Annotated in this window: 14 protein-coding genes; 1 reads left to right on the forward strand and 13 read right to left on the reverse strand. The window is 51.9% G+C overall.

All coding sequences use genetic code 11. The features are described from left to right. Window positions 1-1,873: ferrous iron transporter B (locus KH813_RS02530; protein WP_303992819.1), on the forward strand; the 1,873-nt coding region annotated here is incomplete at its 5' end. A 43-nt stretch (window positions 1,874-1,916) separates the two neighbouring features. Here KH813_RS02530 and KH813_RS02535 read toward each other — a convergent pair. The 13 genes from KH813_RS02535 to KH813_RS02595 form a co-directional block, all read right to left on the reverse strand. Next, window positions 1,917-3,194 carry an SLC13 family permease gene (locus tag KH813_RS02535; protein WP_303992822.1) on the reverse strand — a complete coding sequence of 426 codons (1,278 nt, stop codon included), beginning with the start codon at window positions 3,192-3,194 and terminating at the stop codon, window positions 1,917-1,919. Window positions 3,195-3,278: 84 nt separating this feature from the next. Beyond that, complete coding sequence (locus KH813_RS02540) at window positions 3,279-4,355, reverse strand: sodium ion-translocating decarboxylase subunit beta (protein WP_369694427.1); 1,077 nt, start codon at window positions 4,353-4,355, stop codon at window positions 3,279-3,281. A gap of 1,717 nt (window positions 4,356-6,072) precedes the next feature. Continuing rightward, entirely contained in the window at window positions 6,073-6,366 is a 294-nt protein-coding gene (locus tag KH813_RS02545; RefSeq protein ID WP_303992827.1) for a hypothetical protein, read from the reverse strand. Between the two features lie 83 nt (window positions 6,367-6,449). Beyond that, window positions 6,450-7,721: an SLC13 family permease gene (locus KH813_RS02550; protein ID WP_303992830.1), complete on the reverse strand. Its 1,272-nt coding sequence runs from the start codon at window positions 7,719-7,721 to the stop codon at window positions 6,450-6,452. A gap of 96 nt (window positions 7,722-7,817) precedes the next feature. Continuing rightward, the gene (locus KH813_RS02555; RefSeq protein WP_303992832.1) at window positions 7,818-8,945 is read right to left on the reverse strand and encodes a sodium ion-translocating decarboxylase subunit beta; all 1,128 of its coding nucleotides are present in this window, start codon (window positions 8,943-8,945) and stop codon (window positions 7,818-7,820) included. 40 nt (window positions 8,946-8,985) lie between these two features. After that, window positions 8,986-9,378, reverse strand: coding sequence for a biotin/lipoyl-containing protein (locus KH813_RS02560; protein ID WP_303992835.1), 393 nt, complete (start codon window positions 9,376-9,378; stop codon window positions 8,986-8,988). Between the two features lie 46 nt (window positions 9,379-9,424). Then, complete coding sequence (locus KH813_RS02565) at window positions 9,425-9,763, reverse strand: OadG family transporter subunit (RefSeq protein WP_303992838.1); 339 nt, start codon at window positions 9,761-9,763, stop codon at window positions 9,425-9,427. Window positions 9,764-9,818: 55 nt separating this feature from the next. Further along, on the reverse strand, window positions 9,819-11,348 hold the full coding sequence (locus KH813_RS02570; RefSeq protein ID WP_303992841.1) for a carboxyl transferase domain-containing protein: 1,530 nt from the start codon (window positions 11,346-11,348) through the stop codon (window positions 9,819-9,821). A gap of 57 nt (window positions 11,349-11,405) precedes the next feature. Continuing rightward, window positions 11,406-11,822 carry a methylmalonyl-CoA epimerase gene (mce, locus tag KH813_RS02575; RefSeq protein ID WP_303992843.1) on the reverse strand — a complete coding sequence of 139 codons (417 nt, stop codon included), beginning with the start codon at window positions 11,820-11,822 and terminating at the stop codon, window positions 11,406-11,408. Between the two features lie 32 nt (window positions 11,823-11,854). Next, entirely contained in the window at window positions 11,855-12,793 is a 939-nt protein-coding gene (meaB, locus tag KH813_RS02580; RefSeq protein WP_303992846.1) for a methylmalonyl Co-A mutase-associated GTPase MeaB, read from the reverse strand. Between the two features lie 72 nt (window positions 12,794-12,865). Next, a complete protein-coding gene (locus tag KH813_RS02585) occupies window positions 12,866-13,261 on the reverse strand; it encodes a cobalamin B12-binding domain-containing protein (RefSeq protein ID WP_303992849.1) in 396 nt (131 codons plus the stop codon). A gap of 39 nt (window positions 13,262-13,300) precedes the next feature. Further along, on the reverse strand, window positions 13,301-14,947 hold the full coding sequence (locus tag KH813_RS02590; protein WP_303992852.1) for a methylmalonyl-CoA mutase: 1,647 nt from the start codon (window positions 14,945-14,947) through the stop codon (window positions 13,301-13,303). A gap of 126 nt (window positions 14,948-15,073) precedes the next feature. Beyond that, on the reverse strand, window positions 15,074-16,323 hold a 1,250-nt coding region (locus KH813_RS02595; RefSeq protein WP_303992855.1), incomplete at its 5' end, for a succinate CoA transferase.

Genomic DNA, 16,323 nt, shown 5'->3' on the forward strand with positions numbered 1-16,323 from the left:
AGAAGAGGAAGTCGCCCGCGATTACATCTGTTTTGAACAACCGGCCTGCGTGATCGCCGTGTGTGACGCGACCGCGTTGGAACGCAATTTGAATCTTGTCTTGCAAATTATGGAGACTACGCCGCAGGTAGTCGTCTGCGTGAACTTGCTGGACGAAGCGGCGAAAAAAGAAATTCATATCGACTTGGCGCAACTGGCTCGTCGTCTGGGCGTTCCCGTTATCGGTACGGCGGCCCGCTCCAAGAAGGGGCTCGATGATTTGATCGCCACGGTCAAACAGCGTCATGTCGCCTGCCGGCAACCGCAAAAACACACTTACCCTGAAGCGATTGAAGCGGCGATCACCAAACTGGAACCCGAGCTCGTTCCGTACGTCGGCCACAAAGTCAGTCCGCGCTGGCTCGCCATACGTCTTTTGGAGCGAGCCGTCGGGATGTCACAGGCAATGGAACGATACCTCGGCATCAATTTGTATAAAATTCCCGCCATCGCGCAGGCGCTCACCGCGGCGCAACGGGATTTGGTGCTGGCGGGATTTCCCCAAGAGAAACTGCGGGACGCGATCAGCGAAAGTTTCATTCGCCGCGCGGAAGCCGTCAGTCAAGAGGTCGTTACCTTTCACAATCCGCATTACGCGCAACGGGATCGCAAACTCGATCGATACTTTACCGGTCCGTATACCGGATTCGCCATTATGTTTCTTTTGCTTTTAGGCGTCTTTTGGCTGACGATTACCGGGTCCAACTATCCTTCCGAAATCCTCGCGCGGATTCTTTTCGCCGGTCAGGATTGGTTGGTCGACCGCGCCGTTGCTCTGGGGATATCCGAGGCGATCTACGGTCCGCTTTTATTCGGCGTGTATCGCGTCATGGCCTGGGTCGTTTCGGTCATGTTGCCGCCGATGGCGATCTTTTTCCCGCTTTTCACCCTGCTCGAAGACCTCGGTTATTTGCCGCGTGTCGCGTATAACTTGGACCGTTGCTTTCAATACTGTAAAGCCTGCGGCAAACAGGCCCTCACGATGTGCATGGGCTTCGGTTGCAACGCGGCGGGCGTGACCGGCTGTCGGATCATTGATTCGCCGCGCGAGCAGCTGATTGCCATCATCACGAACAATTTCGTGCCCTGTAACGGCCGTTTTCCGACGATAATCGCGATGATTTCCATGTTTTGGATCGGGACATCGGGCGGGCTTTTAGATTCGCTGGGAGCCGCCTTTTTGCTCGCCATGGTCATTGTTGTCGGTGTCGTCGCCACGCTGGTGGCTTCCAAGCTGCTTTCCATGACCGCGCTGAAGGGAATTCCCTCCTCGTTCACGCTCGAGCTGCCGCCGTTTCGCCGACCGCAGATCGGCACCGTCATCGTGCGTTCGCTGTTGGATCGAACGCTCTTTGTACTGTGGCGCGCCGTCAGCATCGCCGCGCCCGCCGGACTCGTGATTTGGTGCTTAGCCAATCTGCAATATCAGGGCGTCAGCTTAGTCCGCCACATGGTGAACGCGTTGGAGCCGCTCGGCTACCTCATGGGACTGGACGGCACGATTTTAGCCGCGTTTATTTTAGGTCTGCCGGCGAATGAAATCATTTTCCCCTGTATGATTATGATTTATCTCGCCGAAGGCGCTTTACTCGACATCGATAATCTCTCCACCCTGAAAACGCTTTTGCTTGACCACGGTTGGACCTGGCTCACCGCCCTGTGCGTGATTCTATTTTCACTCATGCATTGGCCCTGCGGCACGACCCTGCTCACCATTCAAAATGAAACGAAAAGCTGGCGTTGGACGATGCTTGCCGCATTGCTTCCTACCGCCATGGGCATCCTCACTTGCATGGCCGTCGCCGCCATCGTTCGAAGCGTAGGCGGCGCATAAAAAAAGACCTCCGAGGAGGTCTTTTTTTATGTCATTCAGCAGCTCACGGGAAGAACGGCCAAACGATCGGAATCACGATCATCGAAGTGATGAAGCCGACAATACAGAGCGGAATACCGACTTTCAGGTAATCGTTGAAGCTGTATTGGCCCGGTCCAAGAACCAGGGTATTCGGCGGTGTCGCTACCGGCGTTGCAAAAGCAGCCGACGCGGCAATCGCGATACTTACGAGCACGGCTTTCGGATCCGCACCCATGGACTGCGCCATGGAAATGCCGAGCGGTGCCAAGAGCGCCGCCGTCGCCGTGTTGTTCATGAACTGCGTCATGATGTTACTCAAGAGATACATAACCGCCGCGATAACGAGCGGGTTCGGGCTGTCGCCGAGCCAGCCGACAACGGTATCGGCAATCAATTTGCCGGCGCCCGATTTATCCAACGCAGTCGCGATCGGCATCATGCCGGCGAAGAGGAAAATCGTTACCCAGTCAATCGAGGCATACGCCTGTTTTTCCGTCATACAGCCGGTCAAAACAGCGACCAACGCGCCGATAACGGCTGCAGTCGTCAGCGAAACGCCGAGCTGTTTGGAGAAGACCATCGTCAGTACAACACCGACCAAAATCAAGAGCGAAATAATCTGTTTCGATTTGCTGTGGTTGACAGTCGACGGATCGACTTCCTGTTCCACTTCGACTTCCGCATCCAGATCATGCGAAGGCAGCAAGCGTTTGCCGACCGTCAGCGTGAACGCGACGGTGACGAGCGAAAGCGGAATACCCATCCAGGCGAATTCGAAGAAGCCAAATGACGGCAAACCCGCATTGGCCAATGCGCCGGTAACGATAATATTCGGCGGCGTACCGACCATGGTGAGCGTACCGCCGACGTTGGCGGCGATCGCCATCGGCATCAGGAAGCGCGAGCCTTTCAATTTCGCCGCCGCGCAGATGCCGGTCACTACCGGAATCAAAGATGCGGCCGTACCGGTGTTGGACAATACCGCACTCATGACAATCGTAACGAGCATAACGCCGCCCATCAGACGCGTTTCACCCGTGCCCGCCATGCGGACAACCTTCTCACCGATAAGTTGCGCCATGCCGGTATGGAACAACGCCGCACCGATGACGAACATGCCGGCGAACAAAACAACCGTCGAGTTCGAAAGACCCGAGAAAATTTGTTTTTCAGAAATAACGCCCAACAAACCCAGCGCAATCGATCCGCCCATGGAAGTAATCGCAAGCGGAATCAGTTCGGTAATGAACAGCAATGCGACAACGCCCAGGACGCAAAGAGTAATAATAGCAGGACTCAAATCAATACCTTCTTCCTATAACAACTGTAGAACATTTGAAAAATAGGTAAGTGGTTCGGGCAAGAAAGTAAGTGGGAAAAAAGTTTATTGCATGGCTTGCAACATAGCAAGCATCGTGCCGGCCGCGACCGCCGTGCCGATAACACCGGCTACGTTCGGTCCCATCGCGTGCATCAGAAGGAAGTTCGACGGATTGGCTTTCGCGCCGACCACCTGCGATACGCGCGCCGCCATCGGTACAGCTGATACGCCCGCCGAGCCGATGAGCGGGTTGGTCTTGCCGCCGTCCAGCTTCGTCATTATTTGACCGAAGAGTACGCCGGCCGCCGTACCGCCGATAAAGGCCACCAAGCCGAGACCGATAATTTCCAGCGTTTGCACGTTCAGGAAACTTTCCGCCGACATCGTGATACCGGTACCGAGCGCGAGGAAGATCGTAACCGTATTCATCAACGCGTTCTGCGCCGTATCCGACAGACGATGGGTAACTCCGGATTCGTTGATCAGGTTACCGAACATCAGCATGCCGAGCAGTGCCGTGATCGAGGGCAAAATCAACGAAATCAGAATCGTCGCGGCGATGGGGAATACCACCTTTTCAAAATGCGTCACGTGACGCAGCTGACCCATGACGATTTGACGTTGCTTTTTCGTGGTGAACATTTTCATAATCGGCGGCTGGATCAAAGGAACCAGCGACATGTACGAATACGCCGCTACCGCGATCGCGCCCAAGAGTTCCGGTGCGAGTTTGGAAGCGAGGTAAATCGATGTCGGGCCGTCCGCTCCGCCGATAATACCGATAGCCGCCGCCTGCGGTGCCGTAAAGCCCAGGAACATAGCGCCCCCGAGTGCGACAAACACGCCGATCTGTGCGGCCGCTCCTAAAAGAAGCGTTTTAGGATTCGCGAGCAGCGGACCGAAGTCCGTCATCGCGCCAACTCCCATGAAAATAAGTGGCGGAAAAATTTCATACTGAATGCCCGCGCTGATAAGTGCAAAAACTCCTTCTTCGAAGCCGTTTTTCGGTAAGTTCGCCAAAATACAGCCGAAAGCGATCGGCCCTAAGAGCAAAGGTTCATACTCTTTGACAAACGCCATGTACAGCAATAAAATGCCGACAAAAATCATCAGGCCATGACCCAGGGAAAAAGCAATCATACCGCTGTCATGCCATACTGATGTGATCGCTACTATGAAGTCTGTTGCAAAACTTCCCAATTGACCTCTCTCCTTTCTTCTAAAGGGCGGAAAGCTCCGCCCGCTGCCAATGTCCGATCGCTATTTGCTCCGATAGACAAATCCTTTGCCATGGCTGAAAACGTGTGCCGCATGACGAGGTAGCGACTCGTCGCACAATTGACACTTCGTCATCGAAGTAAGGAGATACTTGGTCAATTTCGTTTCTCTCAGATTCACGGTCAGGATGCGTTGCAAGCTTTTTCGCAGAAAGCCCGCTCGCAAGCGATCATAAGTGCGCTCTTCCTACGCACGTCGGATAAGTAAGAGAGACCGATCTAAAAGGTGGACAGAAGGTCATACCCTACTTATGTTCTCAATATTACATGCCTTTTAAGCTTTCGTCAACATTAATGCAATTCATAAATTCGTGTAAATCATTCTTGAAGACCTCCGCAAACTCCTTATTTACAAGCGTTTATATGTCATTATAGAGATTGATATTCTAAATGTTTTATGGTGTTATTACTCAGACATATTATCAATATAGCAAACAGTAATTATATTTATGTATATTATTATATTATATATACATGTTTATATAAGATGTTTTGCATCCGTCGCTATTATCATTTTTAACGTGACGTCTTTGTCCCGCTCCATAAAAGTCATGGAAATACCTTTTGTAACGCATCCTTCCCAACGATACGTGAAAAACAGTCCCCCAGATTCGTCCGCGCGCTCCCCGTAAGCCGAGCTTGCCCGTGTATCTTGCCGCTCGCCTTTTCCTCTTCTTCGCGCCCTCGAATCACTCGATCCGTAACCGTCATGCACGAGCCCGCCATGTCGCCACCAACCGCATCGCGATGACGGTAGGGACAATGAGCACTCGAATATTGGCGATCCGTTCCCGTATCGGACAGCGAAAAAGTACCGCGACCACATGCATCTGTGTTCACTCGCACCGGTCGTCAAGCCCATCGGACACTTCATTCCAGCTATACCGGCGCTCTTTTATATCCGTAAAACTTTTCGTTTATCTGTCGAGCTCAAAAAGTTCCTCGCATGGAAACGGAACATACGCATTCGTCTTTTATGGAACGCCTTCCCCTGCGCGTTTCCTTTCATGCGCCTCATGGCGTGATCTTTCATTCACATCCGCCTTCATTTTCTATCTGCCGGCGTTTGCTTTATATTTACCGCTTATTCCTACCTCGCTCTTACACTTATCCCACTCGCAATACGGCGGCGATTTTTTCTGGCGGATCGCGCATGGTTTCCACAAGAGTCTTCCCCGCCTCGATATGACCTTTCTCCGCATGGAAATAATATCGCTCCAAGACAACAATTACCCGTCATTTTCTTCGCATTTATTTCGCAAAAAAACGCCTCAAATCACGACAAAATATAAAATCAGGTCATCTTTTATAAGCAAGCAAACACATTTCTTTAGATATTCAAAAAACGCTTATTTTATAAAAATTATAAGCATACCAGTGTGTTTGGCCGTGCGTAGATATAAAACGCGTAATTTGACCGTTTTTTGCGCATTTGAGTTTACTTGCACTTGACAATCTTGGTTTCTTTTTATCCAAACGCATGTTTCTTTATTTTTTCTCCTTTTCCTCGTCTCTTTCATTTTATCTGTCGGATACTCTTTTCCGACTATAAAAAAGACCGGAAACTTCCGGTCTTTTTGCTAGTTCAATAACGGTGTGGTGAAAATAAACACGGACGCCAGTCCGATAACAATACACATCGCCAAAAACACGCCGATGCCTTCCAAGGTACGCGGATAACCGAAGTGAAATTTTTCCCCCAGCGGACCGCGACGCAAAAAGAAAGAAAAACGGGTGCGTTTTTTGAACCAGCGCGCCTTGCGCTCTTCCCCGATCCATTCTGCCGTAATGCCTACGACGATCATCGCCGCCAGCATGCATAAAAACAGACGATAGAGGAATTGCGGCGGGCTCATTTGTTCCAAAATTTCCATACAAACCTCAATCAAAAGGTAAAGAAAAGGCCTCGCAAGCGAGGCCTTTTCATACATACGCTAGATTCCTGTCATTCAGCAGCTCACGGGAAGAACGGCCAAACCATCGGAATCACAATCATCATAACGACGAAGCCTACGAGACAAAGCGGAATACCGATCTTGAGGTAGTCGTTGAAGCTGTATTGACCGGGGCCAAGTACCAGCGTGTTCGGAGGCGTTGCAACCGGCGTCGCAAATGCGGCGGAGGCTGCGATCGCAATGCTCACGAGAACGGCTTTCGGGTCCGCATGTAAGGATTGCGCCATCGAAATGCCGAGCGGTGCCAACAGAGCGGCTGTCGCCGTGTTGTTCATGAACTGCGTCATGATGTTGCTCAAAAGATACATCGCCGCGCAGACAACCAACGGATTCGGGCTGTCGCCCAACCAACCGACAACGGTGTCCGCAATCAATTTGCCGGCGCCCGATTTATCCAATGCGGTCGCGATCGGCATCATGCCTGCGAATAAGAAAATCGTTACCCAGTCAATCGAAGCATACGCTTGTTTTTCTGTCATACAACCTGTCAAGACAGCTGCCAACGCGCCGATAACGGCCGCGGTCGTCAGCGATACGTGCAGGGTTTTCGAGAAGATCATGACCAAAACAACGCAGATCAGGATCAAGAGCGAAATCATCTGTTTCGTTCTGTTGCCCGATACTTCCGAGACTTCCTGTTCCACTTCCACAGAAGTGTCGATATCATGGTTCGGCAGTAAGCGTTTGCCGATCGTCAAAGTGAACAGGACAGTCGCGATACAAAGCGGAATACCGGCAAATGCGAATTCGAAGAAACCGAAAGTCGGCAAATGCGCGTTGGACAACGCGCCGGTAACGATGATGTTCGGCGGCGTGCCGACCATCGTCAGCGTACCGCCGGCGTTGGCGGCGATAGCCATCGGCATCATGAAACGCGAACCTTTCAGATGAGCGGCCGCGCAAATACCGGTAACAACCGGGATCAGGGAAGCGGCGGTACCGGTGTTGGACAGTACCGAGCTCATGATGATCGTAATCGCCATAACGCCAAACATCAAACCGGTTTCACTTTTACCGGCCATACGTACAACTCTTTCACCGATAAGTTGCGCCATGCCGGTGTGGAACAAAGCCGCGCCGATGACGAACATACCGGCGAACAAAACAACCGTTGAGTTCGAAAGACCGGAGAAAATCATTTTTTCCGGGATAACACCCAACAAACCCAGCGCAATAGCGCCGCCCATCGAAGTAATCGCCAAAGGAATGATTTCAGTAATAAAGCAAATGGCGACCACTGCAAGTACCGATAATGTGATGATTGCAGGGCTCATAAGAGTACACCTTCTTTTCGTAATAACTAGCAAATAGTCATTGGGCAAAGGTACAAAAGAAGGGCTCGAGGTAAGAGGATATATTGCGGATGCTAATTAGTGAGCGCCTGTCGCACTCAACATGGCAAGCATAGTACCGGCCGCTACCGCCGTACCGATTACGCCGGCAACGTTCGGACCCATGGCGTGCATGAGCAAGAAGTTAGCCGGGTTTGCTTTCGAACCGACAACCTGCGATACGCGAGCTGCCATCGGAACGGCGGAAACGCCTGCCGAACCGATCAACGGGTTCGTCTTGCCGTCGACCATCAGCATGATCTTACCGAAGATAACACCGCCCGCTGTACCCGCGATGAAAGCAACGAGGCCTAAACCGATGATTTCCAAGGTTTGAACGTTCAGGAAGCTTTCCGCCGACATGGTACAACCGGTACCCAATGCCAGGAAGATCGTGACGGTGTTCATCAACGCGTTCTGCGCCGTATCGGACAGACGGTGCGTAACACCGGATTCATTGATCAAGTTACCGAACATCAGCATACCTAAAAGTGCGGTAATGGACGGAAGTAATAAGCTGATGAAAATCGTAGCCCCGATCGGGAATACAACTTTTTCAAAGTGCGATACGTGACGCAGCTGTTCCATGACAATTTGACGATCTTTTTTCGTCGTGAATAATTTCATGATCGGAGGCTGAATCAACGGAACCAGGGACATGTACGAATACGCCGCTACCGCGATCGCACCCAAGAGTTCCGGAGCCAATTTCGAAGCCAGGTAAATCGAAGTCGGGCCGTCAGCGCCACCGATAATACCGATCGCCGCTGCCTGCGGAGCAGTAAAGCCCAAGAACATCGCGCCACCCAAGGCAACGAATACACCGATCTGTGCCGCCGCGCCGAGCAAGAGGGTTTTCGGGTTCGCAAGCAGCGGACCGAAGTCCGTCATCGCGCCGACACCCATAAAGATCAACGGCGGGAAAATTTCAAACTGAATGCCCGCATGAATGAGGGCAAAAACGCCTTCTTCAAAGCCGTTTTTCGGCAAGTTGGCAAGGATACAACCGAATGCGATCGGTCCGAGCAACAACGGCTCAAATTCCTTGGCAAATGCCAGGTAGAGCAACAGTATGCCGACAACGATCATGATCGCGTTACCGATGGAAAAGACGATCAAGCCGCTGTCATGCCATACTGAAGTCACCGCTACTATGAAATCAGTCATTCTGTATCTCCTCTTCTATGTTTTCTGGTAAGTTGAGGTTTTAGCCCAACGCGATCAAATCGTCGCCCGCTTGTACGGTAGCATTGGCTGCGACCAAGATGCTTTTAACCGTAGCGTCGCTCGGAGCATAGATTTCGTTGGCCATTTTCATCGCTTCCAGGACACAGAGGAGGTCGCCGGCTTTAACAGCCTGACCTTCTTTTACGTCGACGGAAAGGATTTTGCCCGGCATCGGAGCTTTCACTGTTTCCGCGCCGGCCGGAGCCGCTTTCGCCGCCGGAGCCGGAGCCGGAGCTGCCGCCGGAGCCGGAGCTGCCGCCGGAGCCGGAGCCGCTTTCGGAGCCGGAGCTGCTTTCGGAGCTGCGCCTGCGCCGAGTTCGTTGACTTCTACATCATATTCTTGACCGTTAACGGTTACAGAAAATTTTCTCATTGTACATCCTCCTACTAAAAAGTAATTCTCCAAAACAAGGTACTGCTTAGTAATTATCTACTCCAGACAGACGCGCTGCTGCCGTCCAGCCGGTATTTTTCGCCGGACGAATCGACGCAATTTGCGTGCTCGAGTAGCCCATTGCTACTACTGCTGCGGTGATCGCCGCAACTACTTCATCATTACCGGACGCAGTCGATGTCGCTGCCGGAGCTGCTGCCGCGGCCGGTGCCGCATTGGCTACCGGTTTAGGAGACGACTTTTTTTTTCCGGTCGGATCCACAAGTCGAATGATCGTCATGAGTACCCAAAGCATAATCAACACAAAGAATACAATAAACATATTGATCAGCATAAATACCCAAGGATTCAATTCATTTTCCATTCACACCCATCCTTTCTTTTTAGATTTTCCTATATCTCGTTATGCCGCTAAGGGATTATAACGGAATATTGGCGTGTTTCTTCGCAGGACGGGCTTCGCGTTTGCTGGCGAGCATGGCCAACGCGTTGATAACGTACGGACGCGTTTGTTTCGGTTCGATAACTGCGTCAACAAAGCCACGTTCTGCTGCTTTGTACGGAGTCGCGAACTCTTCCACATATTCTGCCGTCTTCTGTTCTTTGTCCGGATCTTTCCGGAAGATGATGTTGGCAGCGCCTGCCGGTCCCATAACCGCAATTTCCGAAGTCGGCCAAGCGAATACCTGGTCCGCGCCCAAGTCCTGGGAGCACATCGCGAGGTACGATCCGCCGTAAGCTTTACGGGTAATTACCGTTACTTTCGGCACGGTCGCTTCCGAGTACGCAAACAGCATTTTCGCGCCGTGGCGAATGATGCCGCCGTATTCCTGCTGTACGCCCGGCAAGAAGCCCGGTACGTCAACCAAGTTTACGAGCGGAATGTTGAACGCGTCGCAGAAACGGATGAAACGGCTGGATTTGTCGGATGCATTGATGTCCAAGCAGCCGGCCATAAATTTCGGCTGGTTGGCAATGATACCGACGGTTTGTCCGTCGAAACGGGCAAAGCAGGTGATGATGTTTTTCGCGTAGTGAGCGAGTACATCATAGTATTCACCGTTGTCGACAATACCTTTGATGACATCGTACATGTCATAGGCCGCGTTGGAGTTGTCCGGCAACAAGGTGTTGAGGCTTTCTTCCATACGCATCGGGTCATCGCCCGTGTCAACAATCGGAGCTTCTTCCATGTTGTTGCTCGGCAGGAAGCCCAAGAGATAGCGGATCTGGTTCAAGCAGTCTTCGTCGTCTTTCGCGATGAAGTGCGATACGCCCGAAATGCTGTTGTGGGTCATAGCGCCGCCCAGTTTTTCCGCCGTTACGTCTTCACCGGTGACCGATTTAACAACGGCCGGACCCGTGATGAACATTTGGCTGGTGCCGTCGACCATGTAGATGAAGTCCGTCAATGCAGGCGAGTAAACCGCGCCGCCGGCCGACGGTCCCATGATGGCCGAGATCTGCGGAACGACACCGGATGCAATCGTATTTTCGAAGAAAATACGGCCGTAACCGGACAATGCGTCAACCGCTTCTTGAATACGAGCGCCGCCCGAATCGTTCAGGCCGACACACGGTGCGCCCATTTTGAGCGAAAGCTGCAACACGCGAACGATTTTGCTGGCGTGCATTTCGCCGAGCGAGCCGCCTTCTACCGTGAAGTCTTGCGCAAATGCGTAAACGAGTTTGCCGTCAACGGTACCATAACCGGTAACAACGCCTTCGCCCGGAAGATCTTTTTTATCCTGGCCGAAGTTTACGCAACGATGTTTTACCAAAGCGCCGATTTCAACGAAGGAACCTTCGTCAAAAAGGATTTCCAAACGTTCACGCGCAGTCATTTTGCCTTTCGCGTGCTGTTTGTCGATACGGCTTTGGCCACCGCCCATGCGGACGTGTTCCAAATTTTTATGAAGCAATTCAACTTTTTGTTGGTTTACCGACATTCTTACACCTCCGAATAATGGTAGGGAAGGCCGCCTCATCGAGGCGGCATACTCCTATTATTGACGCTCCGTAAGTTCGATCAAAAGACCGTTCGTAGCTTTCGGATGCAAGAACGCGATGCGGCAGCCGCCGGCACCGTAACGAGGTTTTTCATCCAACAGACGAACACCGCGAGCTTTCAAGTCTTCGAGAGCCGCGTCGATGCTGTCAACACGCAAAGCAACGTGCTGGAAGCCGTTACGATGTTTTTCAATGTAACGGGCAATCGGGCCATCCGGGCTGGTGGATTCCAAGAATTCGAGTTCCGCGTCACCCAGTTTGAAGAAGCTTACGTTGACTTTCTGTTCTTCCACCGTTTCGTCTTCTGCGGTCGGATGAACGTTCAACGTTTCCTGGAAAACTTGTTTCGTTTTCTGCAGATCGTCCACAGCAATACCGATATGGTCGATATTCATAACTTTCCAATTTGCCATGCTTTTTCCTCCTTTTGCAACAAAAAATAAAATTATTTAATAGCTTTTCCTACGATGGACTCAACGACTGTGTAAGGATCTACTTTCCTTGCATAGACTTGTTCCACGTAGTTATCAAATTCACCCGAGGACGTAACTTTTTCCATTACGTGACGGGAAATTTGCTCTTTGACCATCGCGATAATTTCGTTGACCGTCCGTTCGTGTCTGCGCTCCTGCAGAAGACCGGACTCTTCCAAGAATTCACGATGTTCTTCCATCGCCTCAATGACGTCGGCTACGCCTTCGTCACGGCTGGCAATGGTGCGTTTGATCGGCGGACGCCAATCCACCTCTTCCGAGTTCAAGTCGAGCATCATTTCGATTTCAACGTTCAAACGGTCCGCGCCGTCACGATCACATTTGTTGATCGTAAATACGTCGCCGATTTCCAGAATGCCCGCCTTAATCGCCTGAATATCATCGCCCAAACCTGGTACCAATACAACCAATGTGGTGTCCGCATTCTTGACGATATCGACTTCGGATTGGCCGACGCCAACCGTTTCAATCAAGACGACATCCAAGCCGAATGCATCCATCAACTTGACCGTATCCGCGGTTTTCTTAGAGAGTCCCCCCAAGCTTCCGCGCGTACCCATACTCCGAATAAATACGCCTTCATCCAATGTCAAATCATTCATGCGAATTCGGTCACCCAAGATCGCGCCGCCGCTAAACGGGCTCGTCGGGTCGACTGCGACAATGCCGACAGTCTTACCTTGTTTACGGAAATGTTTTACCAGCTTGTCGGTCAAGGTCGATTTGCCTGCACCCGGTGCGCCGGTAATACCGATAATCCGCGCATTACCTGTATGACTATAGATTTCTCGAAGTATATCGACATATCCGTCCGCTTCGTTCTCGACTGCAGAGATAGACCTCGCCAAGGCCAGCCTGGATCCATTCCAGAATTCCTTCATTAAATCCATGGTTTTGCCCCCCTTGGTCAATTACGGACCTGCGCTCCCGCCGCAGCGGGAGCCGGTACCGTCTATCAGTTCTTATTGAACGTTTTCTTTGATGAATTCGATGATCTTCGTGGTCGGAGTGCCCGGTGTGAAGACAGCTTTTACGCCGGCTTCTTTCAGTGCCGGGATATCGCCTTCCGGAATAACGCCGCCGCCGATAACGAGCACATTATCCATACCCTTTTGTTTCAAGAGTTCGATAACGCGCGGGAACAGCGTGCCGTGCGCGCCGGAGAGCAAGCTCAACGCAACTACATCAACGTCTTCGGAGAGAGCCGCTTCCGCGATCTGTTCCGGAGTCTGACGAAGACCTGTATAAATAACTTCAAAACCCGCGTCGCGCAATGCACGAGCGACTACTTTAGCACCGCGGTCATGACCATCCAGACCCGGTTTTGCAACAATTACACGAATTAATTTTTCTGCCATGATTGGTTACCTCCCGTATCCTTTCAGCAATAGCGTATCTTAAACCGTAGCGTGCGCCTGGTATTCACCGAATACGCCGCGCAGTACGTTACAGATTTCACCCAAAGATGCATATGTGCGTACGCAGTCGAGGATCAACGGCATCAAGTTGACGTTTTCATCTTCGGCGCCTTTGCGCAATGCTTCCAATGCAGTCTTGACCGCTTCCTGGTCGCGTTCGGCTTTGACTTTAGCCAATTTCTTGGACTGCAGTTCGCCAACCGAAGCGTCGACTTTCAGCAAGCCTTCGACCGGTTTTTCTTCGACTTGGAATTTGTTGACGCCAACGATAATGCGGTCGCCGGATTCAACTTCCATCTGCCAACGATATGCCGATTCCTGGATTTCTTTCTGGATGTAACCTTTTTCAATAGCGACTACCGCGCCGCCCATTTCGTCGATCTTACGGATGTAGTCTTCCGCTTCCTTTTCGATCGCATTGGTCATCGCTTCTACATAGTACGAGCCGCCCAGCGGATCGACTACGTCAGCCAAACCGGATTCGTACGCAACGATCTGCTGCGTGCGCAACGCGATTTGTACGGATTCCGTCGTCGGCAATGCCAACGCTTCGTCGCGGGAGTTGGTGTGCAAGGACTGCGTGCCGCCGAGAACAGCCGCCGCGGTCTGCAACGCTACACGAACGATGTTGTTGTCGACCTGTTGCGCCGTCAACATCGAACCTGCGGTCTGCGTGTGTACACGCAATTTCATGGATTTGTCTTTCTTCGCGCCGAAACGTTCTTTCAGGATGCGCGCCCAAAGACGACGGGATGCACGGAATTTAGCAACTTCTTCAAGCACGTTGTTGTGCGCGTTCCAGAAGAAGGAGAGACGACCTGCAAATTCGTCGATTTCCATGCCGGCTTTCAGTGCCGCTTCGATGTATGCGATACCGTCAGCGATCGTGAAAGCGATTTCCTGTGCCGCAGTCGAACCAGCTTCACGGATGTGGTAGCCGGAGATCGAAATCGTGTTCCATTTCGGAACGTTCTGCGAGCAGTATTCAAAAATGTTGGTGATCAAACGCATCGACGGTTTCGGCGGGAAGATGTAAGTGCCGCGAGCCGCGTATTCTTTCAGGATGTCGTTTTGGATCGTGCCGCGCAGCTGGTCAGGGGATACGCCCTGTTTTTCCGCAACGGCAATGTACATCGACAAGAGAACGGACGCCGGAGCGTTGATCGTCATCGAGGTCGAAACTTTACCCAAGTCGATCTGGTCGAACAGGATTTCCATGTCGGCGAGCGTATCGATCGCAACGCCTACTTTACCGACTTCGCCGGCACTCATCGGATCGTCCGAGTCGTAACCGATCTGAGTCGGCAAGTCGAATGCGCAGGAAAGACCCGTCGCACCGTTTTCAATCAGGTAACGGTAACGTTGGTTGGATTCTTCGGCCGTAGCGAAACCGGCATACATACGCATCGTCCAGAGACGACCGCGGTACATCGTCGGCTGTACGCCGCGGGTATACGGATAGCTGCCCGGCAGATCCAGGTCGCGTTCATAGTCAAACCCTTCGATATCGAGCGGGGTGTAGACTTTGTTGTGCTTCATGTTCGGACGTTCCGGGTGTTTGGCATACATCTTAGCGACTGTTTCTTCGTATGCCTCCAATTTGGCCTTCAAGGATTCATTAGCCATGTGTTCATCATCCTCCTAAAAAATATAAATATATATCGGTCTCTTGCGAGACTGACTAACCACAACGCAGCCGCAGCTTAAGCTGTCTTTTCAACGATGCGGGTAAGTCCATAAAGGGATCGGGTCTTACTGTTTTTTCATGCTCTTGTTATCGGCTAAGCGCTGATGGAAATCAAATGCTTCTTTGAGAATATGCGGGGTTTGCGAGTAGCCGCAAGCTTTTTCCGCATGTTCCAGATAGTCCATCAGTTCCGGACGGTAATCCGGATGCGCGATGTTTTCGATAATCGCGCGAGCGCGTTCTTTCGGCGAGAGGCCGCGAACGTCGGCAACGCCCATTTCGGAAATGTAGACGTGTACGTCGTGTTCCGTATGGTCGATGTGCGAGCAGAACGGTACGACACAGGAGATGTCGCCGTTTTTCGCGATCGAGTTCGTGAAGAAAATGCTCAAGCCGCCGTTACGAGCGAAGTCGCCCGAACCGCCGATGCCGTTCATCATCTTCGTGCCCGATACGTGCGTCGAGTTGATGTTGCCGTAGATGTCCATTTCGAGCGCGGTGTTCATCGCGATAACGCCTAAGCGACGGATGACTTCCGGGTTGTTCGAAATTTCTTGCGGACGCAGAACGATCTTATCGCGATATCCTTTGATACCTTTGTAGAAACGTTTCAGTCCGTCCGGCGACGGCGAGAGACTCGTGCCCGAAGCCATCGTCAATTTACCGGCGTCGATCAGGTCGAACATGCCGTCCTGGATAACTTCCGTGTATACGGTCAGGTTTTCATACGGGGAATCGACCAAACCACTGATTACGGCGTTTGCTACGTTACCTACACCGGATTGCAACGGGAGCAGGTTTTCCGGCAAGCGGCCGTGTTTTACTTCGTTTTGCAAGAAGTCGATAAGGTTGCCGCTCATCTTCTTCGCGTCGTCGCCAATCGGGGCGAACGGGCGCGTTTTGTCGGTGATGTCGCACGGTACGATCGCAGCGATTTTGCTGTGGTCCACTTCGATGTACGGGGTACCGATGCGGTCACCGGCTGCTTCGATCGGAATCGGTTTACGGTGCGGCGGGTTGGCCGGCTGATAAATATCATGCATACCTTCCAATTCGAGCGGTTGCGAAGTGTTCACTTCGATGATGACTTTTTTGGCTTCCGTGACATATACCGGCGAGTTGCCCAAAGCGGTCGTCGGAATCAGGTGACCTTCTTCAGTAATCGCGCATACTTCGATGATGCACCAGTCCAAATCACCAAAAAAGCCCGTGCGTACTTGCTGCGCTACGTGGCTCAAGTGCATATCGATGTAATGTACTTTACCGGCGTTGATAGCTTTGCGCAGTACAGCGTTTGTCTGGTACGGGAAGCGGC

The organism is Negativicoccus succinicivorans, assembly GCF_018373335.1.
In the GTDB taxonomy this organism is placed as follows: Bacteria; Bacillota; Negativicutes; order Veillonellales; family Negativicoccaceae; genus Negativicoccus; species Negativicoccus succinicivorans_A.